Origin of the sequence: Geodermatophilus sp. Leaf369 (assembly GCF_001424455.1) — a bacterium.
Lineage (GTDB): Bacteria > Actinomycetota > Actinomycetes > Mycobacteriales > Geodermatophilaceae > Klenkia.
Genome location: NZ_LMQA01000001.1, coordinates 364,765 through 390,874 on the forward strand (window position 1 = coordinate 364,765; position 26,110 = coordinate 390,874).

At 73.9% G+C, this 26,110-nt stretch carries 21 protein-coding genes; 12 read left to right on the forward strand and 9 right to left on the reverse strand.

Features of this window, described 5'->3' with window-relative positions; genetic code table 11:
• Nucleotides 1–4: 4 nt before the first annotated feature.
• Entirely contained in the window at nt 5–910 is a 906-nt protein-coding gene (locus tag ASG36_RS01770; protein WP_055758659.1) for a TIGR01777 family oxidoreductase, read from the forward strand.
• 11 nt (nt 911–921) lie between these two features.
• Here ASG36_RS01770 and ASG36_RS22955 read toward each other — a convergent pair whose 3' ends face one another.
• Nucleotides 922–2,565 carry a serine/threonine-protein kinase gene (locus ASG36_RS22955; protein ID WP_055758662.1) on the reverse strand — a complete coding sequence of 548 codons (1,644 nt, stop codon included), beginning with the start codon at nt 2,563–2,565 and terminating at the stop codon, nt 922–924.
• A 119-nt stretch (nt 2,566–2,684) separates the two neighbouring features.
• Between ASG36_RS22955 and ASG36_RS01780 the strand changes: the two genes are divergently transcribed.
• From ASG36_RS01780 to ASG36_RS01795, 4 genes are read left to right on the forward strand one after another with little or no spacing between them, the layout of a single operon-like run.
• Nucleotides 2,685–3,926, forward strand: a complete 1,242-nt coding sequence (locus ASG36_RS01780; protein ID WP_055758665.1) for an NAD(P)/FAD-dependent oxidoreductase — start codon at nt 2,685–2,687, stop codon at nt 3,924–3,926.
• Complete coding sequence (locus ASG36_RS01785) at nt 3,923–4,672, forward strand: peptidase E (protein ID WP_055758668.1); 750 nt, start codon at nt 3,923–3,925, stop codon at nt 4,670–4,672. Before ASG36_RS01780 ends, ASG36_RS01785 begins: the two co-directional genes overlap by 4 nt.
• Nucleotides 4,673–4,712: 40 nt before the next feature.
• A complete protein-coding gene (gene lipB, locus ASG36_RS01790; protein ID WP_055758671.1) occupies nt 4,713–5,357 on the forward strand; it encodes a lipoyl(octanoyl) transferase LipB in 645 nt (214 codons plus the stop codon).
• Nucleotides 5,354–5,779 (forward strand): PPOX class F420-dependent oxidoreductase, encoded by a 426-nt coding sequence (locus tag ASG36_RS01795; RefSeq protein ID WP_055758676.1) that lies wholly within the window; start codon nt 5,354–5,356, stop codon nt 5,777–5,779. The genes lipB and ASG36_RS01795 overlap by 4 nt, the downstream gene beginning before the upstream one ends.
• On the opposite strand, the gene leuS is transcribed toward ASG36_RS01795, so the two are convergent.
• The gene (gene leuS, locus ASG36_RS01800) at nt 5,760–8,618 is read right to left on the reverse strand and encodes a leucine--tRNA ligase (protein ID WP_055758679.1); all 2,859 of its coding nucleotides are present in this window, start codon (nt 8,616–8,618) and stop codon (nt 5,760–5,762) included. The genes ASG36_RS01795 and leuS overlap by 20 nt on opposite strands.
• Nucleotides 8,619–8,894: 276 nt before the next feature.
• Here leuS and ASG36_RS01805 point away from each other — a divergent pair, with 276 nt between their 5' ends.
• The 3 genes from ASG36_RS01805 to ASG36_RS01815 all read left to right on the forward strand — a co-directional run bounded on the left by ASG36_RS01805 (nt 8,895) and on the right by ASG36_RS01815 (nt 12,274).
• Nucleotides 8,895–10,334, forward strand: coding sequence for a hypothetical protein (locus tag ASG36_RS01805; RefSeq protein ID WP_055758682.1), 1,440 nt, complete (start codon nt 8,895–8,897; stop codon nt 10,332–10,334).
• A gap of 92 nt (nt 10,335–10,426) precedes the next feature.
• Nucleotides 10,427–11,404, forward strand: a complete 978-nt coding sequence (lipA, locus tag ASG36_RS01810; protein WP_055762187.1) for a lipoyl synthase — start codon at nt 10,427–10,429, stop codon at nt 11,402–11,404.
• 45 nt (nt 11,405–11,449) lie between these two features.
• Entirely contained in the window at nt 11,450–12,274 is an 825-nt protein-coding gene (locus tag ASG36_RS01815; protein ID WP_055758683.1) for a DUF4191 domain-containing protein, read from the forward strand.
• 3 nt (nt 12,275–12,277) lie between these two features.
• On the opposite strand, the gene ASG36_RS01820 is transcribed toward ASG36_RS01815, so the two are convergent.
• A complete protein-coding gene (locus ASG36_RS01820; RefSeq protein WP_055758686.1) occupies nt 12,278–12,697 on the reverse strand; it encodes a transporter in 420 nt (139 codons plus the stop codon).
• A 166-nt stretch (nt 12,698–12,863) separates the two neighbouring features.
• On the opposite strand from ASG36_RS01820, the gene glnA (ASG36_RS01825) reads away from it, so the two are divergent.
• The 3 genes from glnA (ASG36_RS01825) (at nt 12,864) to ASG36_RS01835 (ending at nt 17,032) form a co-directional block, all read left to right on the forward strand.
• On the forward strand, nt 12,864–14,300 hold the full coding sequence (glnA, locus tag ASG36_RS01825) for a type I glutamate--ammonia ligase (RefSeq protein WP_055758689.1): 1,437 nt from the start codon (nt 12,864–12,866) through the stop codon (nt 14,298–14,300).
• Between the two features lie 141 nt (nt 14,301–14,441).
• A complete protein-coding gene (locus ASG36_RS01830) occupies nt 14,442–15,947 on the forward strand; it encodes a methyl-accepting chemotaxis protein (RefSeq protein WP_055758692.1) in 1,506 nt (501 codons plus the stop codon).
• 62 nt (nt 15,948–16,009) lie between these two features.
• Entirely contained in the window at nt 16,010–17,032 is a 1,023-nt protein-coding gene (locus ASG36_RS01835) for an iron-containing redox enzyme family protein (RefSeq protein ID WP_055758695.1), read from the forward strand.
• A gap of 50 nt (nt 17,033–17,082) precedes the next feature.
• Here ASG36_RS01835 and ASG36_RS01840 read toward each other — a convergent pair whose 3' ends face one another.
• The 6 genes from ASG36_RS01840 to ASG36_RS01865 all read right to left on the reverse strand — a co-directional run bounded on the left by ASG36_RS01840 (nt 17,083) and on the right by ASG36_RS01865 (nt 25,016).
• A complete protein-coding gene (locus tag ASG36_RS01840; protein WP_055758699.1) occupies nt 17,083–17,340 on the reverse strand; it encodes a CDGSH iron-sulfur domain-containing protein in 258 nt (85 codons plus the stop codon).
• 35 nt (nt 17,341–17,375) lie between these two features.
• Complete coding sequence (locus ASG36_RS01845) at nt 17,376–18,485, reverse strand: LLM class flavin-dependent oxidoreductase (RefSeq protein ID WP_055758702.1); 1,110 nt, start codon at nt 18,483–18,485, stop codon at nt 17,376–17,378.
• Nucleotides 18,486–18,553: 68 nt separating this feature from the next.
• Entirely contained in the window at nt 18,554–21,658 is a 3,105-nt protein-coding gene (locus ASG36_RS01850; protein WP_055758704.1) for a bifunctional [glutamine synthetase] adenylyltransferase/[glutamine synthetase]-adenylyl-L-tyrosine phosphorylase, read from the reverse strand.
• A 5-nt stretch (nt 21,659–21,663) separates the two neighbouring features.
• A complete protein-coding gene (locus ASG36_RS01855; RefSeq protein WP_055758707.1) occupies nt 21,664–22,398 on the reverse strand; it encodes a type 1 glutamine amidotransferase in 735 nt (244 codons plus the stop codon).
• Nucleotides 22,399–22,407: 9 nt separating this feature from the next.
• Nucleotides 22,408–23,748 carry a type I glutamate--ammonia ligase gene (gene glnA / locus ASG36_RS01860; protein ID WP_055762190.1) on the reverse strand — a complete coding sequence of 447 codons (1,341 nt, stop codon included), beginning with the start codon at nt 23,746–23,748 and terminating at the stop codon, nt 22,408–22,410.
• A 50-nt stretch (nt 23,749–23,798) separates the two neighbouring features.
• On the reverse strand, nt 23,799–25,016 hold the full coding sequence (locus ASG36_RS01865) for an Ig-like domain-containing protein (protein WP_055758710.1): 1,218 nt from the start codon (nt 25,014–25,016) through the stop codon (nt 23,799–23,801).
• Between the two features lie 166 nt (nt 25,017–25,182).
• Here ASG36_RS01865 and panB point away from each other — a divergent pair, with 166 nt between their 5' ends.
• A complete protein-coding gene (gene panB / locus ASG36_RS01870; RefSeq protein WP_055758712.1) occupies nt 25,183–26,031 on the forward strand; it encodes a 3-methyl-2-oxobutanoate hydroxymethyltransferase in 849 nt (282 codons plus the stop codon).
• Nucleotides 26,032–26,110 lie beyond the last annotated feature (79 nt).

Consider the following 26,110-nt stretch of genomic DNA (forward strand, 5'->3'; position numbering starts at 1 on the left):
CACCATGCAGATCGCGGTCACCGGTTCGTCCGGTCTGGTCGGTACCGAGCTCGTCCGCACCCTGCGCGCCGACGGGCACGACGTCCGCCGGCTCGTCCGTCGCACCCCCCGCACGGCCGACGAGCACCGGTGGGACCCCTCCCACGGCCAGCTCGACGACGGTGTCCTCGCTGACGTCGACGCGGTGGTCAACCTCGCCGGGGTGGGCATCGGGGACAAGCGCTGGACCGACGACTACAAGCGCGAGGTCGTCACCAGCCGGGTCGACAGCACCCGCACCGTGAGCTCGGCGTTCGCCCAGGCCGCGGCAGCCGACCCCTCGCGCCCCCGTGTGCTGCTCTCGGCGTCGGCCGTCGGGTACTACGGGGACGGCGGCGACAAGGTGCTCGACGAGACCTCCCCGGCCGGGGGCGACTTCCTCGCCGACGTCTGCGTGCAGTGGGAGGCCGCCACCGAGCCCGCCGAGCAGGCCGGCATCCGGGTGGCCCACCTGCGCACGGGTCTCGTGCTGGGCAAGGGCGGGATGATGGCCAAGCTGAAGCCGCTGTTCGCACTCGGCGTGGGGGGCAAGCTGGGCTCGGGCGACCAGTGGTGGCCCTGGATCAGTCTGCGGGACGAGGTCGACGCGATCCGCTTCCTGCTCACCGCGGAGGCCGCGGGCCCGGTCAACCTGTCCGGTCCCGAGCCGGTCACCAACGCGGCCTTCACCGCGGCCCTGGGCAGGGTGCTCTCGCGGCCCACGCTCATCCCGGTCCCGGGCTTCGCGCTGTCCCTGGTGCTCGGTGAGTTCGCCCAGGCCGGCGTGCTCGGCGGCCAGCGAGCACTCCCCCGCGTCCTGATGGACGCCGGCTACACGTTCACCCACGGGGACGTGGAGTCCGCGCTGCGCTGGGCCGTCGCCCAGTCCTGACCCCGGCGGCGTCACCCGGTGGCCACCGCGGTGTCGATGCGCCAGCCGTCCGGGGTGCGGGCCAGGGTGAGGGCCACCGCGGCCCCTCCCCGGGCAGCGACGTCCTGGTGCGTGCCGTCGGCACCCCGGAGCGCGTAGCCGGGCACCTCGTCCACCAGCTGCACCGTGGCCCCCGACCCGTCCGGCAGCACCTGGACGCCGGTCACCGCCAGCACCCGGGGTGAGAACGACTGCAGGTCCGCCCCCGACACCGTCAGCTCCTCCAGCCAGGCGGTGTCCTGGGCCCCCAGCGGGCTGTCGGCCGTGTAGACGCCGTCCAGCAGGTCCGCGGTCCCGTCCACCAGGGCGGTGGCCCGGCGTTGGTACAGCTGCTCGAGGACGGCCCGCCACCCCGCCTCGTCGGTCGGTGTCGCCGTGTCGTCGGCCGGCGCCGGGGTGGCTGCCGGCACGGGCCCCGGGGTGGGTGCCGGTGCGCTCGTGGTGGCCGGGGTCGGTGTCGGTGTCGGGGCCACCGCGGCCTGCTGCGCCGCCGGCACCGGGTCGGCCCTGCCGGTGCCTCCCCACTGCACCCCCAGCCAGACGGCACCCACCACCAGTGCCACCGCCCCCAGGGCGCCGCCCACGCGGCGGGTGACCGCGACCACCCGGGGTCCGTCCACCCGGTCGGCACCGGTCCGCCGCCACCGGGCCACCCGCCCCTCCCCCGCCGGGGCTGCGTGCGCCCGCGGGGGCCGCCGGACCTGGTGGGTCAGCTCCGTCCGGGAGACCTGCCCGGTGCGCGCCAGGTCGGCGTCGGGCACCCCGGTGCGGGGCATGGCGATCCGTTCGGGTCTGCAGGCGTGCCGCAGGTCCAACGCGAACGCGGCTGCCGTTCCCCGCAGGTGCGGGTGCGGTGACAGACCGCGGACGACCACGGCGACCAGCTCGGGGGGCGCCTCGGGGGCCAGCAGGGCCAGGTCGGGCACCTCCCCTGCCGCCGCCACCGCGAGGGTGTCCGCCGGCCCCGCGGCGTTCCACGGCGGCACCCCGGTGAGCGCGTGGAAGGCGGCCGCGGCCACCCCGAAGACGTCCGAGGCCGGACCCGGTGCCCCGCCCCGGGCGACCACCGGGTCGACGTAGGGCGGGGTGACGCCCCCGGTGTCACCGTCCTCCCCCAGCACCCGCCCGACGCCGAGGTCGGTGAGCACCGGACGCCCCTCGGCGGTGAAGACGACGTTGCCCGGCGCGAGGTCCCCGTGCACGATGCCCCGCTCGTGGGCGTGGGCGAGCGCCGCGGCGACCGGAGCCACTGCGGTGACCACCTCCCCCGGGCGCAGCCGGCCCCGCCGCGCCAGCAGCTGGGCCAGGCTGCCGCCCTCCAGGAGGTCCAGCACAAGGGAGACCTCGGCCGGGCCGCCACGCACCTCGCGCCGGACCACCTCGTGCAGCGCCACCAGGTGCGGGTGGTCCAGCTGCCCGAGGAGCTCGGCCTCACGGGTCTGCCGGTCGGGGTCGCCTCGTACCAGCACCTTGACCGCCACCGGGGCTCCACCGCCGCGGGGGCGGGCCCGCCAGACCTCCCCGGTGCCGCCGCGGCCCAGCCGTTCCTCCAGCACGTAACCGGGCACGACGGGGGTCCGGCGCCGGACCGGGTCGGGAGCCTCAGGGGTGGACACCGGCCGGACGCTAGGGCCCCGGGCAGACACCCGTCGTCCGTCGTCCACAGGTCCCGGCGCCGTCCACAGACCGGTTGCGCCGGGAGGTCGTCCTGCGTCCGGACGCCTAGGTTCGGGGCATGTCGCTGCCTGGTCGTGCCGAGGTCGTCGTCGTCGGTGCCGGGCTCGCCGGGCTGTCGGTGGCCACCCGGCTGAGCGCGGCCGGCCGCGACGTCCACCTGGTCGACGCCGCCGCCCACGTGGGCGGGCGGGTGACCACCGAGGAGGTCGACGGCTTCCTGGTCGACCGCGGCTTCCAGGTGCTCAACACCGGCTACCCCCGGGTGGCCGCGGACCTCGACCTGACCGCGTTGGACCTGGGCTGGTTCTGGACCGGGGCGATCGTCCGGGTGGACGGCACCCCGCACCGGGTCGTCGACCCCCGCAAGCACCCGCAGGCGACGCTGGACACCGTGCGCGCCCCCCTGGGCAACCTGCTGCAGGAGGCGGCCATCGGGGCGTTCTCCGCCCGGGCCGGGTACCTGCCCGTCGACCGGCTGATGCACGCCCGCGAGCGCACCGCCGAGGAGGCGCTGCGCCGGGCCCGGGTCGGCGAGGACGCCCTGGAACGGTTCTTCCGGCCGTTCCTGTCCGGCGTGCTGCTGGAGTCGGAGCTGACCACCTCCAGCCGCTACCTCGACCTGCTGTGGCGCAGCTTCGTCCGCGGCCGCATCGGGCTGCCCGCCCGGGGCATGCGGGCGATCGGCGAGCAGCTGGCCGACCGGTTGCCCCCCGAGGTCCGGCACCTGTCCACCGAGGTGCTCGAGGTGTCCGGCGACCGGGTCCGCACCAGCGCCGGTACGATCACCGCCGGTGCCGTCGTGGTCGCCACCGACCCCGACACCGCGGCCCGCCTGCTCGCCCCCCTGCCCGCCTCGGCACCCCGCCAGGTCACCACGCACCTGCACGTCCTGCCCGCCTCACCGTGGGACGAGCCGCTGATCGTGCTGGGTCAGCCGGGCGGGCGGTTGGTGAACTCCGTCGTGGTCAGCGACGCCCAGCCGGCCTACAGCCCCGACGGTCGCGCCCTGGTCGCGAGTTCCACGCTGGCCCCCACCAGCGAGGCCGAGGTGCGGGCCGAGGTGGCGCAGGCCCAGGGCGTGTCCGTGGCCGACCTCGAGCACCTCACCAGCGTCACCGTCACCGGCGCGCAGCCGGCGGTCACCGTCCCGCTGCGGTCCCGGCAGCCGGTCGACCTGGGCGGTGGGCTCTACGTCTGCGGCGACCACCGCGACACCCCGTCGATCCAGGGCGCGATGGCCAGCGGTGCGCGGACGGCCCGGGCCGTGCTGCGGCGGCTGCAACCGGGGGCCGGCCGGTGACGGCGTCCGCCCCGACCGTGCTGGCCACCAGCATCGGCTTCGACTCCCGCGGCCGCGGCCCGTACGACTGGTCCCCCGGGCCGGTGTTCGACCTGGCCTTCTCCCTGGCCGGAGCCCCCTCCCGGCCACGGATCTGCCACCTGGCCACCGCCACCGGCGACGACCCGGCCCGGGTGGGGGCCTTCTACGCGGCCTTCGCAGGCCGGGACGTCGAGGTCTCCCACCTGAGCCTGTTCCCGATGCCGACGGTGGCCGACGTACGGGCCCACCTGCTCGCCCAGGACGTGGTGTGGGTGGGTGGCGGCAGCGTGGTGAACCTGCTGGCGGTCTGGCGCGCCCACGGGCTGGACGAGGTGTTCGCCGAGGCGTGGCGGGCGGGGGTGGTGCTCGGCGGGGTGTCCGCCGGGGCGATCTGCTGGCACACCGGGGGCAGCACCGACTCCTTCGGCCCCGACCTCGCACCGGTGACCGACGGCCTGGGGCTGCTGTCTTTCTCCACCTCGGTGCACCACGACTCCGAGCCCCACCGCAGGCCGCGCTACCGGCAGTGGGTCGGGGACCGGACGCTGCCCGCCGGGTACGCCAGCGAGGACGGCGTGGGTCTGGTCTACCGGGGCACCGAGCTCGTCGAGGCGGTCGCCGACCGGCCGGGCGTCTCGGGCTGGCACGTCGAGCGCACCCCGGGCCAACCCGAGGACGGCACCGAGGTGACCGAGACCCGGATCGTCCCCCGGCGACTGCGGTGACCCGGCCCACCGGCCTCGGGCCGGGCCTAGGCTGGACCCCGTGACCGAGTTGCAGGTGGTGCGGGCAGGGACCGTCGACTACGAGCAGGCCTGGGCCCGCCAGCGCGAGCTGCACGCCGCGCGGGTGGCCGGCACCGGCCCGGACACGATGCTGCTCCTGGAGCACCCGTCGGTCTACACCGCCGGCCGCCGCACGCTGGACCACGAGAAGCCCCAGGACGGCACCCCGGTCGTCGACGTCGACCGCGGCGGCAAGATCACCTGGCACGGCCCCGGTCAGCTCGTCGGCTACCCGATCGTGGCGCTGCCCGACCCGGTCGACGTCGTGGCCCACGTCCGCCGCCTCGAGGTGGCCCTGATGGGCGTGTGCGCCGACCTCGGCGTCACCGTCGAGCAGGTCGAGGGCCGCAGCGGGGTGTGGGTGCGGGCCGACGAGCGAGGGCCCGACCGCAAGATCGCCGCGATCGGCGTCCGGGTGGCCAAGGGCGTGACCATGCACGGTTTCGCCCTGAACTGCGACCCCGACCTGTCCGCCGGTTTCGGCAGCATCATCCCGTGCGGGATCGTCGACGCCGGGGTCACCTCGCTGACCGCCGAGCTGGGTCGCGACGTCCCGGTGGCCGAGCTGCTGGACCCGGTCGAGGCCGCGATGCGCGCCGTGCTCACCCCGACTCTCGTCGGGTGAACGGGCTCCCGGCCGGCCGCTACGTCGCGCTGACCACCTACCGCCGCACCGGGACGCCCGTCACCACCCCCGTCTGGTGTGCCCTCGACGGCGAGGCGCGCCTGGTCTGGACCAACCCCGGGGCCGGCAAGGTCAAGCGGATCCGGCACACGGCCGACGTGCTGCTCGCCGACTGCGACGCCCGCGGCCGGGTCCGCGGGCCGCACGTGCGCGGCACGGCGACGCTGCTGCCCGCCGACGCCTGGCCCCGCTTGGACGCGGCGATGGCCGACCGCTACGGGTGGCAGTACCGGCTCTCCCGGCTCGGCTCGAGCCTGGCGGCCCGGCGCGCGGGGCGCCGGGGGCCGCTCGGCGTCGGCATCGAGGTCCGCCCGGCCGACCCGGCCCCCGAGGGGGCCGAGGTCAGCCCACCACGAAGTTGACCAGCCGCCCGGGCACCGCGATGACCCGGCGGACGGTCTTCCCCTCCAGCTGACCGACGATCCGCTCGTCGGCCCGGGCTGCTGCCTCCAGTGCCGCGGCATCGGCGTCGGCCGGCACCGCGACCTGGGCCCGCACCTTGCCGTTGACCTGGACGACCACGGTCACGGTGTCGTCCACCAGCAGCGCCGGGTCGGCGACCGGGAACGGCGTCCAGGCAGCGGACCCGTCGTGACCCAGCCTCGACCACAGCTCGTCGGCCACGTGGGGGGCCAGCGGGGAGACCAGCAGGGTCAGCCACTCGCAGACCTGCCGCGGCACCGGCCCGGCCTGCCCGTAGGCCTGGGTCAGGTGGTTGGTCAGCTCGGCGATCCGGGCGATGGCCACGTTGAAGCGCAGCGTGGCCAGCCCGTCCCGGACCCCGTCCACCGCGCGGTGCAGGGCCTTGGCGGTGTCCACGGGCAGGGCGTCCTCGCCCGCGCGGACCTCACCGGTGGTCTCGTCGACCACCACCCGCCAGACCCGCTGCAGCAGCCGCTGCGACCCGACGACGGCCTTGGTGTCCCACGGGCGGGACTGCTCCAGCGGACCGGTGGACATCTCGTAGACCCGGAAGGTGTCGGCGCCGTAGGCCCCGATCATCTCGTCGGGGGTGACCATGTTCTTCAGGCTCTTGCCGATCTTCCCGTACTCACGGTCGACCGGCTGGTCCTCGTAGAAGAAGGCACCGTCCCGCTCCACGACGTCGGCCGCGGGCACGTAGAAGCCCCGGGAGTCGGTGTAGGCGTAGGCCGAGATGTAGCCCTGGTTCACCAGCCGGCGGAAGGGCTCCTCGGAGGACACGTGGCCCAGGTCGAAGAGCACCTTGTGCCAGAACCGGGCGTACAGCAGGTGCAGGACGGCGTGCTCGACACCGCCGACGTACAGGTCCACGCCGCCGACGTCGCCCTCGGAGCGGGGGCCCATCCAGTAGGCCTCCAGCGACGGGTCGACGAACTGCTCGTCGTCGGCCGGGTCCAGGTAGCGCAGGTAGTACCAGCAGGAGCCGGCCCAGTTGGGCATCGTGTTGGTCTCGCGCCGGTACTCCCGCGGCCCGTCGCCCAGGTCCAGGGTGGCCGTCGTCCACTCGGTCGCCCGGGACAGCGGCGGCTCGGGGGCGGAGGTGGCGTCGTCGTCGGCGAAGGTCTTCGGGGAGTAGTCGTCGACGTCGGGCAGCAGCACCGGCAGCTGGTCGGCCGGGACGGCGACCGGCAGGCCGGCGTCGGGACCGTCGACGGCGTAGACGATCGGGAACGGCTCGCCCCAGTAGCGCTGCCGGCTGAACAGCCAGTCGCGCAGCTTGTAGGTCGTCGTGGACTCACCGTGCCCGCCGGCGACCAGCCACTCGGTGACGGTGGCGATCGCGGCGGCCTTGTCCAGCCCGTCCAGCGACAGCTGGTCGTTGGAGCTGTTGATCATGGGGCCGGACCCGGTGTAGGCACCGCCGGCGAAGTCCTCCGGGGGCTGCACGGTGCGGACCACGGGCAGCCCGAACACGTCGGCGAACTCGAAGTCGCGGGTGTCCTCGCCCGGCACGGCCATGATCGCGCCGGTGCCGTAGCCGGTCAGCACGTAGTCGGCGATGAAGACCGGCAGGTCGCGCCCGGTCAGCGGGTTGACCGCCGTCGTCCCCAGCCAGACGCCGGTCTTGTCCCGGCCCTCGGCCTGGCGGTCCATCTCCGAGCGGCGGGAGGCCTGCAGCTGGTAGGCCGCGACCGCCTCGGCCGGGGTGGCCGCGCCGGCCGTCCAGCGCGGGTCGGCGTCCGCGGGCCAGGACCCGGCGGTCAGTGCGTCGACCAGCGGGTGCTCGGGGGCCAGCACCAGGTAGGTGGCGCCGAACAGGGTGTCCGGGCGGGTGGTGAAGACCTCGATGTCACCGAACCGGACCCGGGCGCCGGTGGAGCGGCCGATCCAGTTGCGCTGCATCTGCTTCAGCGAGTCCGACCACTCCAGCCGGTCCAGGTCGGCCAGCAGCCGCTCGGAGTAGGCGGTGATCCGCATCATCCACTGGGTCAGCGGACGCCGGAAGACCGGGAAGTTGCCGCGCTCGGACCGCCCGTCGGCGGTGACCTCCTCGTTGGAGAGCACCGTGCCCAGCCCGGGGCACCAGTTGACCGGGGCCTGGTTCAGGTAGGCCAGCCGGTGCAGGTCGACGACCTGCCGGCGCTCGACCTCGGTCAGCTGCGCCCAGGGGCGGTCGAAGGGGTTGGTGTCGGGCTCGCGGGTGCCGGCGTCCAGCTCGGCGACGAGCTCCTCGATGGGCCTGGCCTTGTCGGCAGCGGTGTCGAACCAGGCACCGAAGACCTGGGTGAAGATCCACTGGGTCCACCGGTAGTAGCCCGGGTCGATCGTGGCGAAGGTGCGGCGGGTGTCGTGGTCGACGCCCAGCCGGCGCAGCTGCGCCGAGATCGCGGCGATGTTGGCCTCGGTGGTGACCCGCGGGTGCTGCCCGGTCTGGACGGCGAACTGCTCGGCCGGCAGACCGAAGGCGTCGTAGCCCATCGGGTGCAGCACGTTGTGCCCGTCCATCCGCAGGAAGCGGCTGGTCACGTCGGTGCCCAGGTAGCCCAGCGGGTGCCCGACGTGCAGCCCGGCGCCCGAGGGGTACGGGAACATGTCCATCACGAACGCCTTGGGCCGGTCGGCGACGCGCTCGAAGCCCGCGGCCAGGTGGCCGGTCGGGTTCGGGGTGTGGAACGTGCCCTCGGCCTCCCAGCGGTCCTGCCAGGCCAGCTCGATCTGCTGGGCGAGCGCCGGGGTGTAGCGGTGCGCGGGGACGGCGTCGGGGCTGGGCTGGCTCATGGCGGGACTCCTGGGGGCTGCGTGCCGGTGGGTGGGCAGAAAAAAACCCCTCACGCAGGAGGGGTGACCGTGGTGACCTGGGCGGGAGCGGTCAGCACGGCCTCGGGAGGAGCAGTCCACCGGACACGCCGCGAGATTACCCCGGCACGGACGGCCCGCCGAACGCCTGGGCGCCCGCCCCGGCAGCGCCACGGGTCACACCTGGCGCTTCGGGGTGTGCCCGGAGCCCGATCCGGGCAGGATGGCCGCCGAGACGATCAACCCGGAGGTGCGTCAGTGTTCCGCAAGAAGAGCCATGCCCAGGTCATCGGCGCAGAACTGCAAGAGGGCCTCGCCCACATCGGTTCGGCGGTCACCGAGGCCGGTCGGGCCACCGCGGAGCAGCTCGGCCCGCGCTACGAGGCCGCCAGCAAGGCCGCGCAGAAGACCCTCGAGAAGGACGTGACGCCGCGGCTGGAGGCCGCCGTCGCCGCCGTCAGCCCCAAGTTGGAGGCCGCTCGGGACGCGCTGGAGCCCCGCATCGAGGCCGCGCAGAAGACGCTGGCCCCGCAGCTGAAGAACGCCCAGAAGGTCTACGAGAAGGACCTCGTACCGCGTCTGGAGGCTGCTCGCGGCACCGCCGCGGCCGGGCTCGCCACGGCCGTCGCCACCGCGGGTCCCAAGCTCGCCGAGGTCCGCGAGACCGCCGGTCCGAAGCTGGAGTCGGCGGTCAAGAGCGCGCAGAAGACCCTGGAGAAGGACGTCACCCCCCGTCTGGAGGCAGCCCGCGAGTCCGCCGTGGGCTACGCGGCCCCCCGGGTCGCCGCTGCCCGCGACGCCGCCACGCCGGTGCTGGAGAACGCCCGCGGTCAGCTGGCTGCCGCCGGTGGCACGATCGCCGCCGCCACGCAGGAGGCCGGCAAGAAGGCCGGTCACCTGCAGGAGGACGCCGGCAAGAAGGCCGCGGCCCTGCAGAAGGACGCCGGCAAGAAGGCCGCCGCCCTGCAGAAGGACGCCGGCAAGAAGGCCGAGAAGGTCGCCGAGCGGGCCAAGTCCTCCCGGGCCGACGCCGTCGCCACCGCCGAGGCCGCCCGTGACCAGGCCGCCGCCCGGGTGGCGGCCCTGCGCGACGCCGCCGACAGCAACCGCAAGGCCGTGAGCAAGAAGGCCGACAAGCTCTCGAAGAAGGCGGACAAGCGCCGCAAGGAGCTCGCCAAGGCCGCGCACAAGGCCGGCAAGGACCTGGAGAAGACCTCGACCTCGGTCAAGCGGTCCGTCGGCCTGGAGAAGCAGCCGCGTCGCTGGCCCTGGGTGCTCCTCGCCCTGGCCGTCGGTGGCGCCGTCTTCGCCGTCGTCCGTCGCTCGACCTCCTCGAACGACCCCTGGACGCCCGCGCCCACCGGCGACGGCCCCGTCCCCGCCTACCGGGAGGACCCCGTGCCCAGCAGCCCGAGCAGCAACGCCCCCAGCACCTCCGACGAGAACCCGGCCGACACCGGGGTGACCGAGACCGACGGCGGCACCGCCGTCTCGACGGCCGAGGACGCCGCCGGCGACGCCACCCCGGCCAACACCGACCTGGGCTGGCGCGACGGCGGCCACGAGGACACCGCCGAATCCGACTCGCGCGACGACACCCCGCCGCAGGTCAACACCGTCCCCTCCGCCGAGACGCTGGCCAAGCCGGCCCTGGGCCGCGAGGCCGACGACACCGAGGGCGGCAAGCACCAGGCGTAGCAGCCACAGCACCCCGGAGGGGCGTCCCGCAGCACGCGGGGCGCCCCTCCGTCGCGTCCGGGGCCGAGCGCCCCGGGAGTACCGTCGTGGGCATGAGCGACGCGCCGACGACAGCCACCCCGGCGAGCACGGCGAGCATCGACCCCGCGGGTCGCAAGCTGCTGCGCCTGGAGGTCCGCAACGCCCAGACCCCCATCGAGCGCAAGCCCGAGTGGATCAAGACCAAGCTGAAGACCGGCCCGGAGTACACCGCGCTGAAGTCGCTGGTCCGCAGCGAGGGGCTGCACACGGTCTGCGAGTCCGCGGGGTGCCCCAACATCTACGAGTGCTGGGAGGACCGCGAGGCCACCTTCCTCATCGGCGGTGACCAGTGCACCCGCCGCTGCGACTTCTGCCAGATCGACACCGGCAAGCCCGCGGACTTCGACCGCGACGAGCCCCGCCGGGTCGGCGAGAGCGTCGCGACGATGGCGCTGAAGTACGCCACGATCACCGGTGTCGCCCGTGACGACCTCGAGGACGGCGGCGCCTGGCTCTACGCCGAGACCGTGCGCCAGATCAAGGCCCAGGTCCCCGGCTGCGGCGTCGAGCTGCTCATCCCGGACTTCAACGCCGACCCCGACCAGCTCGCCGAGGTCTTCTCCTCCCGCCCCGAGGTGCTCGCGCACAACGTGGAGACGGTGCCGCGCATCTTCAAGCGCATCCGGCCCGGGTTCCGCTTCGACCGGTCCCTCGCCGTCATCACCGCCGCCCGCGAGGCCGGTCTGGTCACCAAGTCCAACCTGATCCTGGGCATGGGCGAGGAGCCGCACGAGGTCACCGAGACCATGCAGGCCCTGCACGACGCCGGCTGCGACCTGCTGACCATCACCCAGTACCTGCGCCCCAGCCCGCGGCACCACCCCGTGGTCCGCTGGGTCAAGCCCCAGGAGTTCGTCGACTTCGCCGCCCAGGCCGAGGAGATCGGCTTCCCCGGCGTGCTCGCCGGGCCGCTGGTGCGCAGCTCCTACCGGGCGGGCCGGCTCTACCAGCAGGCCGTCGAGGCCCGCGGGCTCACCCCCGCCGTCTGAGGCGGGTGCCCCCGGGGTCCCACCCCGGGGGCTTACCCTCCTGTCATGGCACGCAGCAAGCCCACAGACACCCCCACCCCGCCGACGAAGGCCGGGAAGGGCGCCACCGGGTCCACCAAGGCGGGCGCGACGAGCGCCAAGGCCGGCAAGGCCCCGAAGCTCGGCAAGGACGGCAAGCCCAAGGTCGGCCGCTGGACGCGGATGAAGACCCAGGGCGGCCAGATCAAGCAGGCCTACACCCTCACGTACAAGAACGACCCCAAGCTCCCGTGGGTCATGCTGATCGCCTTCGTGGTGGTCGCGGCCGTGGTCGAGCTGGTGGCGGTCCTGTTCGGGGCTCCCCTGCTGTTCATCCCGATCGCGGTCCTGCTGGGCCTGCTCGCCGCCCTGGTCGTCTTCGGCCGCCGGGCGCAGGGCTCGGCCTACCGCCAGGTCGAGGGACAGCCCGGCGCTGCTGCCTGGGTGCTCGAGGGCATGCGTGGTGACTGGCGGGTTAGCTCCGGTGTCGCGGGCACCCCGCAGATGGACGCCGTGCACCGGGTGCTGGGCCGGCCCGGGATCATCCTGGTCGCCGAGGGCTCCCCGCAGCGGGTCCGCCCGCTCATCGCCGGCGAGAAGCGCCGGATCGCCAAGGTCGTCGGCGACACCCCGATCTACGACATCACCGTCGGCGACGACGAGGGCCAGGTCCCGCTGAAGAAGCTCAGCTCGCACGTGATGAAGCTGCCCCGCAACCTCGACGGCGCCGAGGTCAACAGCCTGGGCAAGCGGATGAACGCCCTCGGTGGGGCTCGGATGCCGATCCCCGGCGGTCCGATGCCCGGTGGCAAGCAGATGTCGGTCAGCCAGCGGCAGCTCCGCCGTCGGTAGCCCTCAGGTCGTCCGGATGACGGCCGTCGCGGTCAGCCGGTCGTGCAGGCCGCGGCCGTCGCCGTCGACCACCAGGGCCGGCACCAGCAGCATCAGCAGCCCGGTGCGGACGACCGCCCGCCACAGCGCCACCCGCGCCTCGGGGCGCGGGTGGGCCAGCTGCAGCTTGAGCAGGGCCTGCCCCGGCGTCCGGCCGACGAGCACCAGCGAGACCACGGTGACCAGGCCGAAGGACAGCAGGCTCCAGTTGGCCGGGATGCCCTGGACGACGACTGCGGCGACCGCGGCGGAGACCGCGGCGTCCACCAGGAACGCCACCGCCCGCACGCCGAAGGTCGCGACGGAACCGGGTCCCTCGGCGGGCAGCCCCAGGGAGGCGCCGCGCACCCGGCCCTGAGAGGGTGGTGTCTCGTCCCTGACCATGCACCCAGCGTAAGAGGGTCGACCGCGCGTGCCGCCCGCCGGCGGGCCGATCGAGACCCGCGACACGCCGGGGCCGGTGTTACCGCTCGGAAACACGCGAGACACCGGCGGGCAACTCCCCGCTCGTAGCTTCCCTGCCAGCCGTCCGCCCATCCTCGGAGGATCGATGTTCACCAGTCCCGATGACGTCACGAAGTACATCCAGGACAACGACGTCAAGTTCGTCGACGTCCGCTTCTGTGACCTCCCCGGCGTCATGCAGCACTTCACCATCCCCGCGGAGACCTTCGGTGAGGACACCTTCACCGACGGACTGGGCTTCGACGGCTCGTCCATCCGTGGCTTCCAGGCCATCAACGAGTCGGACATGCTGCTGCTGCCCGACCCGAACAGCGCCTTCGTGGACCCGTTCCGCACCTACAAGACGCTGAACGTCAACTTCTTCATCCACGACCCGATCACGCGTGAGGCCTACTCCCGTGACCCGAGGAACGTGGCGAAGAAGGCCGAGGCCTACCTCGCCAGCTCCGGCATCGCCGACACCGCGTACTTCGGCCCCGAGGCTGAGTTCTACGTCTTCGACTCGGTGCGCCACAACACCTCGATCAACGAGGGCTACTACCACATCGACGCGGTCGAGGGCTCCTGGAACTCGGGCTCGCTGACCGGTGAGAACGGCGTCGGCCCGAACCTGGGCTACAAGACGCGGCAGAAGGGCGGGTACTTCCCCGTCGAGCCGACCGACCACCAGAGCGACCTGCGCTCGGCGATGATGGTCAACCTCGCCAATGCCGGCCTCGAGCTCGAGCGCGGCCACCACGAGGTGGGCACCGGCGGCCAGGCCGAGATCAACTACAAGTTCGACACGCTGCTCCGCTCGGCGGACAGCTTGATGCTCTTCAAGTACATCATCAAGAACACCGCCTGGGCGCACGGCAAGTCGGCCACCTTCATGCCCAAGCCGCTGTTCGGTGACAACGGCTCGGGCATGCACTGCCACCAGTCGCTGTGGAAGGACGGCGTCCCGCTGTTCGCCGCGGAGACCGGCTACGCCGGCCTGTCGGACATGGCCCGGCACTACATCGGCGGTCTGCTCAAGCACGCCCCGTCGCTGCTGGCCTTCACCAACCCGACGGTCAACAGCTACCACCGCCTGGTGCCCGGCTTCGAGGCCCCGATCAACCTGGTCTACTCCGCCCGCAACCGGTCGGCCTGCACCCGGATCCCGATCTCTGGGGACAACCCGAAGGCCAAGCGCATCGAGTTCCGCGTGCCCGACCCGTCGGCCAACCCCTACCTCGCCTTCTCGGCGATGCTGATGGCCGGCCTGGACGGCGTGAAGAACAAGATCGAGCCCCCGGCCCCGGTGGACAAGGACCTCTACGAGCTGCCGCCCGAGGAGGCCCTGGGCATCGAGAAGGTCCCGGCCTCCCTCGACGCCGTGCTCGACCGGCTCGAGACCGACCACGACTACCTGCTCGACGGTGGCGTGTTCACCCCCGACCTGATCGAGACCTGGATCGAGTACAAGCGGGAGAACGAGATCACCCCGATCCGCCTCCGCCCGCACCCGCACGAGTTCGCGATGTACTACGACATCTGATCCACCGCTCCCCTGCGGCCCCCGACCTCGCCGAGGTCGGGGGCCGCAGTGCGTCGGGGGCTCGGCTCAACTCCCCCGGTCCGGTTCCGATACGAGATCTGTTGGTTTCCCCGGCCAACCCGGACCCGTCGAGGAGACACCGTGCTGCGCCGCACCAAGGACACCCCGGTCACCGCCCCGCCCCGCGGGCTCGAGGCCCTGGAGCAGGTGCTCGCCGCCCTCGAGGCCGGCGTGCCGGACGAGGCGCACGCCCACCGCGTCGTGGTCGCCGCCCTGGTGAACGCCCTGGCCCTGGACCACGGCGCGGTCTGGTTGCCGGTGCGCGGCGGGTTCGCCCTCGCCCACGAGACCGGACCCCTGGCACCCGCGATGGCCGGCACCGCGCTGGCCGCGGCCGGCGGGCTGGGCGGGCAGGCCCTGCTGCGCCGGGAGCCGGTGCTCGCCGGTCCGTCGACGGACCCCGCCGGGTGCGCCCGCTGGGCCGCCGCCGTCACCGCCGGTGCCCGGCAGGGCTGCGTCCTCCCCGTGCTGGTGGACGGCGAGGTGGTCGCGGTGCACGAGTACCTCGGTCGGGCCGAGCTGCCGAGCGTCGGGACCTGGCAGGCCGTCGCCCGGATCACGGCCCAGGCCCACCGCCGCGCCCTGGTGGAGGCGCAGCTGACCGAGACCATCCACGACCGGGCCGCCGTCACCACGGTGGTGACCGAGATCGGCGGGGCCGACAGCCAGTCCGACGCGCTGCGCACCGCACTGGAGACCGTCCGCACCGCCTTCGGCTGGGCGTACGGGTCCTACTGGGCCCTGGACACCGGCACCGGCGTCCTGCGCTTCGACACCGAGTCCGGGTCGGCCGGGCCGGAGTTCCGCGAGGTGACCCTGGCCGCCAGCTTCGCCGAGGGCGTGGGCCTGTCCGGGCGCGCCTGGCGGGCCCGGGACCTGGTCTTCGTCTCCGACCTCGCCGAGCTCACCGACTGCGTGCGGGCACCGGCCGCGCAGCGGGCCGGGGTGCGCTCCGGGGTCTGCTTCCCGGTCACGGTCGCCGGCCAGGTCATCGGCACGATGGACTTCTTCACCACCGAGACCATCGAGCTGTCGGACTCCCGGGCCTCGGCGCTGCGGAACGTGGCCCAGCTGGTCTCCCAGCGGATGGAGGTGCTGCGCCGCGGCGACAGCGACGCCGCCAACGCCCGGGCGCTGCTGGACACCGTCACCCGGTTGCGGCAGGCCGCCGACGACGCGGGCCGGGTGGCCGTCGGCGCGGTCGAGCAGGCCGGGTCGATGACCACCGAGGTCCAGGCGCTGGACGCCGCCTCCGCCGCGGTCGGGGAGGTGATCCGGATCATCTCCGGCATCGCCGACCAGACCAACCTGCTCGCCCTCAACGCCACCATCGAGGCCGCCCGGGCCGGTGAGCTGGGCCGCGGGTTCGCCGTCGTCGCCAACGAGGTCAAGGAGCTGGCCCGGGAGACCGCCGGCGCCACCAAGCGGGTGGCCGCCCAGGTCACCGGGATGCAGGAGACCACCCGAGCCGTGTCGGCCGGCATCGCCGAGACCAGCCGGCAGATCGGCCGGCTGGACGCCGTCCAGGCCCGGATGGACGACGTGCTGGCCGAACAGGCCCGGATGGCCACCGCGTTCGAGGGTTGAAACCCCTCCGACCAGCGGAACCGGATGTTCCGGACCCCCCGGGGGGTGGGCATGGACCGACGATGCCGCTGCCGACGCCCCGCGGGCCGCTGTCCGAGGCCCTCTTCTCCGACCTGACGACCGGGACCACGATCTCCCCGGCCACCCTCGCCCTGGCCGACCAGGCCGCCGCGACCCCCGTCCCGCTGGCCGACGACGACCTGCAGATCGCGCTCTACGTCTGCTACGAGCTGCACTACCGGGGCTTCCCCGAGGTCGACGACCGGTTCGAGTGGGACCCGACGCTGCTGGGCCTGCGGGCGGTGCTCGAAGACGCCTTCGAGACCGGCCTGCACACGGCAGCCGACCCGTGGGTGCGCTCCTTCGTCGACCCCGCGGACTCCGTGGACCGTCAGCTGGCCGCGATGGTCGCCGCCGACGACGGCCCGTCGATGTCCGAGCACATGGCCAAGCGGGCCGACGAGACGCAGTGGGCCGAGTTCCTCACCCTGCGCTCGGTCTACCACCTCAAGGAGGCCGACCCGCACACCTGGGTGATCCCCCGCCTGGACGGGCGGGCCAAGGCCGCGGTGGTGGAGATCCAGGCCGACGAGTACGGCGGCGGCTCCGACGTCCGGATGCACTCGGCGCTCTTCGCCCGGGTCATGGGCGCCTTCGGGCTGGACGCCACGCACGGCGCGCACGTCGACGTCGCCCCGGCCGAGCAGCTGGCCACGCTGAACGCGATGAGCTTCTTCGGGCTGCACCGCCGGCACCGGGCAGCCACCGTCGGTCACCTGGCTGCGCTGGAGATGACCTCCACCGTGCCCAGCCGCCGGTACGCCTCCGGGCTGCGCCGGCTGGGCAAGGGCGAGGACGCAACGCTCTTCTACGACGAGCACGTGGAGGCCGACGCCGTGCACGAGCAGGTCGCCTCGGTGGACATGTGCGGCTCGCTGGTCGCCGACGACGAGCCGCTGCGGGCCGACCTGCTCTTCGGTGCCGCCGTGGCCCTGGAGCTCGAGGCCCGCGCGGGCGCGCTGGCGCTGCAGGAGTGGACCGCCGGGCGCAGCGCGCTGCGCGCCCGGGCCGCCGTCCACGCCTGACGCACGACGGAGCCCCTCCCTGCTGCGGCGGGGAGGGGCTCCGTCGTGTCTCACTCGGTGTCGAGCGCCTCGAGCCGGGTGGTGGGGCGCTCGCTGCGCGGGGCGGACGGCGCGTGGAAGCCGGCCTTCTTGTGGCTGCCGTCGCAGAACGGCTTGAGGCCGGACTTGCCGCACCGGCACAGTGCGACGGTGTCCCGGCCCGGGTCGATCTCGTTGCCGTCGGTGTCGACCAGCCGGAAGTCGCCCCGCACGATCAGCGGGCCGTCCCGGTAGGGGGTGATGGTGGCGCGTTCGCGGTCCTCGGGCACGACAGGACGGTGCCCGGCCACACCCAGGCCGAACCTCAGGCAGCGACGGCGGCGTCCCGCTTGCCGACTTCCTCCCGCACCAGCGGGATCACGTACCGGCCGACATCGATCGCATCGCCGAGCAGGTCGTAACCGCGCATCGAGATGATGTCGACGCCCAGGTCGACGTAGTCCAGCAGCGCTGCGGCCACGGTCTCCGGGGTGCCGACGAGGGCGTTGGAGTTGCCCGCTCCCCCGCTGGCGGCGGCGGTGGGGGTCCACAGTGCCCGGTCGAAGCGCTCTCCGCGGGCGGCGATCTCCAACAGGCGCTGCGAGCCGGTGTTCTCCGGGCCGTCGGCCGGGGGCCGGCTGATCGACAGCGGCGCCCGCCCGGTGCCCGAGCGCATCGACTCGATCCGGGCGACCGTGCGGTGCGCCTTCTCCCAGGCCAGCTCCTCGGTGGGGGCGATGATCGGGCGGAAGGCGACCTGGATGCGGGGCATCTCGGTGCGCCCGGCGGCACGGGCGGCGGCGTGCACCCGCTCGATCTGCTTCGCGGTCTCCTCCAGGGGCTCGCCCCAGAGCGCGAAGACGTCGGCCTCGGCACCGCCGACGGCGTAGGCGGCCTCCGAGGAGCCGCCGAAGGACAGGTCCGGTCGGGGCTGCTGCACCGGGAAGGTGTCGGACACGAAGTCGGCGAAGCGGTAGTGCTCGCCGTCCCAGTCGAAGGGCTCGTGCGACGTCCACGCCTTCTTGACGATCTGCATGAACTCCCGGGTGCGGGAGTACCGCTGGTCCTTGGTGAGGAAGTCGCCCTCGCGCTGCTGCTCGTGGTCGGTGCCGCCGGTGATGACGTGCACGGTCAACCGGCCCTGCCCGATCTGATCCAGCGTGGCGAAGGTCTTCGCGGCGAAGGTCGGGTAGCTGACGTTGGGCCGGTGGGCCAGGAGCACCTGCAGCGTCTCGGTGTGCGCCAGCAGCCAGGCCGCCGCCGCCGAGGGCTCCGGGGCGCCCGAGCCGTAGGCGAACAGCACCCGGTCCCAGCCGAAGTCCTCGTGTGCCCGGCCGAGCCGGATCGTGTACTCCCGGTCGAAGGACGCCCCCGAGCGCGGGGTGGTCTCCGACCCGTCGTTGGTGGCGGCGATCCCGAGGAACTCGATCGGCATGGTGACTCCCGGTGGCTGGCGACGTCGTCCCCTCGGCCAGCGCACGGCCCGGGTGTCCTGTTCCCGGGTCAGGACGCGTCGGGCTCCATGCCGTAGAAGACCCGCTCGACCACCGACCGGGCGTGCCGAGTGGCCCGCCGGTAGTCGTCGACGAACTCCCCGGGGTCGACGTCGGCGCCGTACCCGCTGGCCCGGGCCACCCCGGAGAGCTCGAGGCCGGGCCGGGGCAGCTGGTCGCCCGGCCGGCCGCGGACGAGGAACACCGCGTTGCGGGCCCGGCTGGCCCGCTCCCAGGCCTCCCGCAGGGCGTCGGCGTCCTCCGCGGCCAGCAGCCCCTCCGCCCCGAGCGCCGTCAGCGCGTCGGTGGTCGGGGTGGTGCGCAACGCGGGGTGGGTGCCGGCGTGCTGGAGCTGGAGCAGCTGCACGGTCCACTCGACGTCGGCCAGCCCGCCTCGACCGAGCTTGGTGTGCGTGGCCGGGTCGGCGCCGCGGGGCAGCCGCTCGCTCTCGACCCGGGCCTTGATCCGGCGGATCTCGGCGACCTGGGCGTCGGTGAGCCCGTCGACCGGCCAGCGGAGCGGGTCGACCAGGTCGCAGAACTGCCGGCCCAGCTCCTCGTCACCGGCGACCGGTTCCGCGCGCAGCAGGGCCTGCACCTCCCACACCGACACCCACCGGTCGTAGTACTCGCCGAAGGAGGTCAGGCTGCGCGACATCGGGCCCTGCCGGCCCTCCGGTCGCAGGTTCGCGTCCACGTCGAAGGCGGGGTCGGGGGCCGGCTCGCCGAGCAGCCGGCGCAGGGCGTGCGCGATGGCGTTGGCGGCCGCGGCGGCCTTGGCGTCCTCGGCGCCCGGGCGCACCCGGTGCACGTAGAGCACGTCGGCGTCCGAGCCGTAGCTCATCTCGGCTCCCCCGAGCCGGCCCATGGCGATGACGGCCATGTCGACCGGCACGTCGGTGACGGCCACCTTAACATCGGCCGCCCAGCTGCGGACGGCGGCGTCGAGCCCGGCGCGCAGCGTGGCCACGGCGACGTCGCGCAGCGCCACCCCCACGGCGACGACGTCGAGCATGCCCAGCAGGTCGGCGCAGGCGATCCGCAGCAGCTCGGTGCGCCGCAGCGCGCGCAGCACCTGCACGCCCTCGGCGGCGGTGCCGGCGCGGGCCACCGACTGGCGCCAGGCCGAGGCCAGCGCATCGGCGCTGCGCGGGACCAGCTCCTCGTCCCGGGCCAGCAGCCGCAGTGCCTCGGGGGTGCGGGTGAGCAGCCCGGAGACGTAGCGGCTGGAGCCCAGCAGCTGGGCCAGCCGCTCGGCGACCTGCCCCTCGTCGCGCAGCAGCCGCAGGTACCACTGGTTCCCGCCCAGGGACTCCGACACCTGCCGGTAGGCCAGCAGCCCCGCGTCGGGGTCGGCGCAGGAGGCCAGCGTCTGCAGCAGCACCGGCAGCAGGTAGCGCTGCATGGACGCCGAGCGGGACACCCCGCCGGTGAGCGCGGCCAGGTGCCGCAGTGCGCCCTCGGGGTCGGCGAACCCCAGCGCGCGGAGCCAGGCGCCGGCGGCCTGCGGGCCCAGCGCGAGCTGCTCCCCGGGCACCCGGGCCACCGCGGACAGCAGCGGGCGGTAGAAGAGCTTCTCGTGGATCCTGCGCACCTCGCGGGTGTGCAGGGCGAGCTCGGCGCGCAGTACCGCCACGGCGTCCCCGCGGTGGTCGGGCTTGTAGCCCATCGAGCGGGCCAGCCAGCGCAGCTGGACCTGGTCGGTGGGCAGCAGGTGGGTGCGCCGGAGCTTCAGCAGCTGCAGGCGGTGCTCCACCGTGCGCAGGAACCGGTAGGAGGCCACCAGCGTGGCGGTGTCGTCACGGCCGACGTAGCCCCCGGCCGACAGCGCGAGCAGCCCCGGGATGGTCCCACCGGTGCGCAGCGCGACGTCCACCCGGCCGTGCACCATCTGCAGCAGCTGCACGCTGAACTCCACGTCGCGCAGCCCACCACGGCCGAGCTTCAGCTCCCGGCCGGCCTGCGCAGGCGGGATGAGCGACTCCACCCGGCGGCGCATGGCCTGCACGTCGGCCACGAAGCCGGGCCGGTCACCGGCGGTCCAGACCAGCGGCCACAGCGCGTCGACGTACTCCCGGCCCAGGGAGGGGTCCCCGGCGACCGGACGCATCTTCAGCAGCGCCTGGAACTCCCAGGTGCTGGCCCACTGCTCGTAGTAGGCGACGTGGTGGGCCAGTGTGCGCACCAGCTGGCCCGCCTTGCCCTCCGGGCGCAGCGCCGCGTCGACCTCCCAGGCCGCCTCGTGGCAGACCCGCATGAGCGTGCTGCAGACCCGGGTGGCGGTGGCGATCGCGCCGGCCTCGTCGGGCTCCTCCCCTGGTGCCGGGTGCGGCTCGGCCACGAAGACGACGTCGACGTCGCTGACGTAGTTGAGCTCCCGGCCCCCGGCCTTGCCCAGCGCGATCACCGAGATCCGGCAGGGTGTGGCCGCCGCTGTCTGGTCGGCCAGCGCCAGGGCCAGACCGGCCGTCAGCACGGCCGCGGCCAGGTCGGCCAGCTCGCCGGCCACCTCCTCGGCGCTGACGCCGTCACCGAGGTCGCGGCCGGCGATCGAGAGCACCGCCCGGTGGTAGGCGCGGCGCAGGTCGCGGACCCGGGAGACGTCGGCGTCCGGCGCCGGGGTGCCCAGCCCGACGCCCCACGGCGGGTCGTCGGGATCGGCCCCGACGGCCAGCAGCATCTGCTGTTCCAGGGCGTACGGGGTCGGGCGGGCCAGCCCCGGCTCGGTGTCCAGCACGACCCAGTCCTCGGGGAACCCGGCCAGGTGGTCGTCGAGCCCCGCGCTGGCGCCGAGGACGGCGAGCAGCCGGCCGCGCAGCAACGCCGAGCCGCGCAGCCGCGCGAGCAACTGGGCGGCCAGCTCGCCGGAGGGGTCTTCCCGGTCGAGGGCCTCCACCAACCGGGAGAGCGAGAGCAGGGCCAGGTCGGGGTCGCCGGCCCGGGCCAGCGCGGACACCACCGGCGCGGCCTCGGGGTCGGCGGGCTCGTTGCGCTCGAGGTCCCAGAGGCCCAGATCGGGGTGGGACAGCAGACGGGCGGCGCGCGCGCCGTCCTCGAAGCCGAACCGGACCAGCCGGACGACGGCCCGACGCGGGATCTCGGTCGGCTCGGTCACCGCGCTCAGCTCGCGGAGGTGCTGGCGCGGGACTCGACGAGGGCGGCGAACCGGCCGGCGAACGGGGCCCAGACCTCCTCGAGGTCGGGGTGCACGTCGGTCGCGGCCAGGCACACCGTCTCGACGTCCCGGCCGGTGGAGGCGACGCCCACCGGGTCGCCGGTCGCCCAGGTGCGCACCATCTCCGGCGTCGTCTCGATGTGGAACTGCAGGCCGTAGACGTGCCGGCCGACCCGGAAGGCCTGGTTCTCGTAGGCCGGGTTGCTGGCCAGCAGGGTGGCCCCGGCCGGCAGCCGGTCGATCTCGTCGTGGTGCCACTCGAGCACGTCGGGGCTCAGCGGCAGGCCGGTGAACACCGGGTCGACGTCGGCGGCATCCCGCTTGGCCACCAGCGTGGCGCCCACCTCGGGCCCCTCGGCCCCGACCCGGGTGCTGCCGCCGCCGACCATGGCGAGCAGCTGCGCGCCCAGGCAGACCGCGAGCGTGGGGACGTCGTCTGCCAGCGCCTGGGCCAGCAGCGTGCGGACGCCGACCAGCTCGGGGCTGGTGGCCGCGTCGTCCAGCGAGGACTGCGGGCCGCCCAGCACCAGCAACCCGTCGTGCCCGGACAGGTCGACCGGGAGCTCGTCGCCGCGGTCCAGGTGCCGGGCGTCGAGCTCGAGCCCGGCATCGGTGAGCCACTGCCCCAACCGCCCCGGCGGGTCGGTGTCGGACGGGACGACGACGAGCAGGCGGGTCACCCCGACAGGTTAGAGCCCGGGGAGGTAGCGCCTGAGCTCGAAGGGGGTGACGTTCTGCCGGTAGGAGTTGAACTCCTCCCACTTGTTGCGCAGGAAGAACTCGAAGACGTGCTCGCCGAGGGTCTCGGCGACCAGCTCGCTGCTCTCCATCGCGGTGAGCGCCTCGCCCAGACTGACCGGCAGGTCCTCGTACCCGGCGGCGCGCCGCTCGGTGTCGGTGAGCGACCAGACGTCGTCCTCGGCCTCGGGCGGCAGCTCGTAGCCCTCCTCGATGCCCTTGAGCCCGGCGGCCAAGAGCACCGCGAAGGTCAGGTACGGGTTGCAGGCACTGTCCGGGGAGCGCACCTCGACCCGGGCCGAGTTGGCCTTGGACGGCTTGTAGGAGGGCAGCCGGACCAGGGCCGAGCGGTTGGCCTTGCCCCAGGTCGCCGCCGTCGGGGCCTCGGTGCCGGCCAGCAACCGCCGGTAGGAGTTCACCGTCTGGTTGGTGACCGCGGTGACCTCGCGGGCGTGCCGGAGCAGCCCGGCGATGAACTGCTTGCCGGTGGTCGACAACCGCATCGGGTCGTTGGCGTCGTGGAAGGCGTTGCGGTCGCCCTCGAACAGCGAGAGGTGGGTGTGCATCGCCGAGCCGGCCAGGTCGGTGAACGGCTTGGGCATGAAGGTGGCGTGCACGCCCTGGGCCAGCGCGACCTCCCGGACCACGTGCCGCAGCGTCATGATGTTGTCGGCCATCGACAGGGCGTCGGCGTAGCGCAGGTCGATCTCCTGCTGGCCGGGGGCGACCTCGTGGTGGCTGAACTCCACCGAGATGCCCATCGCCTCCAGCGCGAAGACCGCCTCGCGGCGGAAGTCGTGGGCCACGTTGTGCGTCGACAGGTCGAAGTAGCCGCCGGTGTCGGCCGGGGTGGGCGGCGTGCCGTCGTCCGGGAGGTCTTTGAGCAGGAAGAACTCGATCTCGGGGTGGGTGTAGAAGGTGAACCCCATGTCCGCGGCCTTGCCCAGGGCGCGGCGCAGCACGTGCCGCGGGTCGGCCCAGGCGGGCGAACCGTCGGGCAGCGTGATGTCGCAGAACATCCGGGCGGTCTCGCTGACCCCGCCCTTGGCGCTGGGCATCACCTGGAAGGTGCCCGGGTCGGGCTTGGCGAGCATGTCGGACTCGTAGACCCGGGCGAAGCCCTCGATCGCCGAGCCGTCGAACCCGATGCCCTCCGCGAACGCGGCCTCGATCTCGGCCGGCGCGACCGCCACGGCCTTGAGGTAGCCCGAGACGTCGGTGAACCACAGCCGCACGAAGCGGATGTCGCGTTCCTCCAGGGTGCGCAGGACGAACTCCTGCTGTCGGTCCATGCCGGTCATCCTCGCCTCCGAGCGTGTCCGGGTCGTTACGCGGGGGTGGGTCAGGCGGCGGGCGGGGGCAAGGCGGAGCCGGCCACCCACTCCTCCCAGGAGACGTTCCAGTCGCCGAACCCGTCGGTCGCGTCGAGCTGCCCGCCGGCGTTGCTCACCTGGACGACGTCCCCGCGGCCGAAGTTCTCGTAGAACCAGCCGGCGTTGGCCACCGAGACGTTCAGGCAGCCGTGGCTGACGTTGCGGCGACCCTGGTCGCCCACCGACCACGGCGCACCGTGCACGAAGATGCCCGAGTTGCTCAGCCGCGAGGCGTACTGGACCGGGGTGCGGTACCCGCCGGGCTGGTCGATCGGGACGCCGTAGGTGGAGGAGTCCATCGTGTACTCGCGGGACTGCTGCATGACGACGTAGGTGCCGCTCGGCGTGGGGCTGGAGTCCTTGCCCAGCGAGGTGGGCATCTCGCGCACCAGCGCGTCGTCGACGTACAGCCGCAGCACCAGCTCGTCGGCGTCGACCACGCCGACCCGCTTGGGCCCGATGTCGAACTCGACGTGCTTGCTGGCCTCGCCGTGCACGCCGTCACCGACGTCCAGGCCGTAGGTGTCGACGTCCACGGCGACGTGGGTGTACGCGGGCCAGAACTCCGCCGGCCGGTAGTGCACGCTGCGGTCGGACAGCCACGACCACGAGCCGGCGACCGCCGGGGTGGTGACCACCGAGAGCCGGCGCTCGACCGCGGCCCGGTCGGTGACGTCCTCGTCGAAGGTGATCGCGATCGGCTGGCCCACGCCGACGACGCCGGTGTCGGCGTTCGGGAACACCGTCGGCATGGTCAGGGTGCGCGGGCTGACGGTGCCGACCGTGCCGCTGGTGGTGCCGGTGCGGCCCGCCGCGTCGGTGGTGGTGGCCGAGACGGAGTAGTCGGTGGCGTAGGCGAGGTCGGCCGCGGCGGTCCAGGTCACCCCGGTCGGATCGAGGGCCCCGGCCAGCGGGGTGCCGTCGGCGGCGGTGACCGTCACCGAGGTGAGCGTCCCGTGGCCGGCGTTGACCCGCAGCGGGGTGACCGGGTCGACCTCGGTCGAGCCCAGCGGGGGGTCGACGCTCACCACGGCCGTGGGCACCTCGGCGGTGCTGGGTGCGGCCGCCGTGGTCGTGGTCGGTGCCGCGGCGTCGGTCTCCGTGCCGGACCGGCAGCCGGACAGCAGCACGGCCGAGAGCACCGTGAGGACGAGGAGCGGGGTGCGGAGCGGGCGAACACCGGGCATGGCGTGACCTCGTGCGTCTGTCGGTCGGGCCGGGCGACACCCCGGTTCACCCAGAGTCTGACATGCGAAACGCAAGGGTCCCGGACGACTGGAGTCGAGAACCGACGAGAGATCCGCCGATCCACTGGCAGGTCTGTCCCGTCACCTCCGGGTGCAGGATGACGGCGTGACGACGACGTCCTCCCCCGAGCCCGAGTCCGTCCTCTACGGCGGCACCTCCACCGCCCGCGTGCGGATCCACCACCTGCAGGCCGCCAAGGCCGCCGGCGAGAAGTGGGCGATGCTCACCGCCTACGACACCTACGCCGCCCGGGTGTTCGAGGAGGCCGGCATCCCGGTCCTGCTCGTCGGGGACTCCGCCGGCAACGTCGTGCTGGGGCACAGCTCGACCGTCCCGGTCACCGTGGACGACCTGCTGCTGTTCACCAAGGCCGTCACCCGCTCGACCTCCCGGGCGCTGATCGTGGCCGACCTGCCCTTCGGCAGCTACGAGGCCTCGCCCACCCAGGCGTTCGAGACCGCCGTGCGGATGATGAAGGAGGGCGGGGCGCAGGCGGTCAAGCTCGAGGGCGGCGCCCGGGTCGCCCCGCAGGTGCGACTGCTCGCCGAGAACGGCATCCCGGTCATGGGCCACGTCGGGTTCACCCCGCAGTCCGAGCACGCCCTCGGCGGCTTCCGGGTGCAGGGCCGCGGGGACGGCGCCGAGCAGGTGCTCGCCGACGCCCGCGCCGTCGCCGACGCCGGGGCCTTCGCCGTCGTCCTGGAGATGGTGCCCGCCGACGTCGCCGCCCGGGTCACCGCCGAGCTCGCCGTCCCCACCGTCGGAATCGGCGCCGGGCCCGACTGCGACGCCCAGGTGCTGGTCTGGCCGGACATGGCCGGGCTCAACGGCGGCCGGGTCCCGCGGTTCGTCAAGAAGTACGCCGACCTGCGCGGTGAGCTGCTGCGGGCGGCGCAGGAGTACGCGGCCGAGGTGCGGGGCGGGGAGTTCCCCGGCCCCGAGCACTCGTTCTGATGTCGCGCTCCGCGCTCCCACCGCGGCCAGGAGCCGTGCCCGGCTCGCGCTGAGCTCGCCGAGTCCCCCCTCGGGGGAC

What these genes read in the sequence shown, in the direction of transcription:
- ASG36_RS01770 (WP_055758659.1), top strand. Translation starts at nt 5, where the DNA reads ATGCAGATCGCGGTCACCGGTTCGTCCGGTCTGGTCGGTACCGAGCTC.
- ASG36_RS01780 (WP_055758665.1), top strand. Translation starts at nt 2,685, where the DNA reads ATGTCGCTGCCTGGTCGTGCCGAGGTCGTCGTCGTCGGTGCCGGGCTC.
- leuS (WP_055758679.1), bottom strand. Translation starts at nt 8,618, where the DNA reads ATGAGCCAGCCCAGCCCCGACGCCGTCCCCGCGCACCGCTACACCCCG.
- lipA (WP_055762187.1), top strand. Translation starts at nt 10,427, where the DNA reads ATGAGCGACGCGCCGACGACAGCCACCCCGGCGAGCACGGCGAGCATC.
- ASG36_RS01815 (WP_055758683.1), top strand. Translation starts at nt 11,450, where the DNA reads ATGGCACGCAGCAAGCCCACAGACACCCCCACCCCGCCGACGAAGGCC.
- ASG36_RS01820 (WP_055758686.1), bottom strand. Translation starts at nt 12,697, where the DNA reads ATGGTCAGGGACGAGACACCACCCTCTCAGGGCCGGGTGCGCGGCGCC.
- glnA (WP_055758689.1), top strand. Translation starts at nt 12,864, where the DNA reads ATGTTCACCAGTCCCGATGACGTCACGAAGTACATCCAGGACAACGAC.
- ASG36_RS01835 (WP_055758695.1), top strand. Translation starts at nt 16,010, where the DNA reads ATGCCGCTGCCGACGCCCCGCGGGCCGCTGTCCGAGGCCCTCTTCTCC.
- ASG36_RS01845 (WP_055758702.1), bottom strand. Translation starts at nt 18,485, where the DNA reads ATGCCGATCGAGTTCCTCGGGATCGCCGCCACCAACGACGGGTCGGAG.
- glnA (WP_055762190.1), bottom strand. Translation starts at nt 23,748, where the DNA reads ATGGACCGACAGCAGGAGTTCGTCCTGCGCACCCTGGAGGAACGCGAC.
- ASG36_RS01865 (WP_055758710.1), bottom strand. Translation starts at nt 25,016, where the DNA reads ATGCCCGGTGTTCGCCCGCTCCGCACCCCGCTCCTCGTCCTCACGGTG.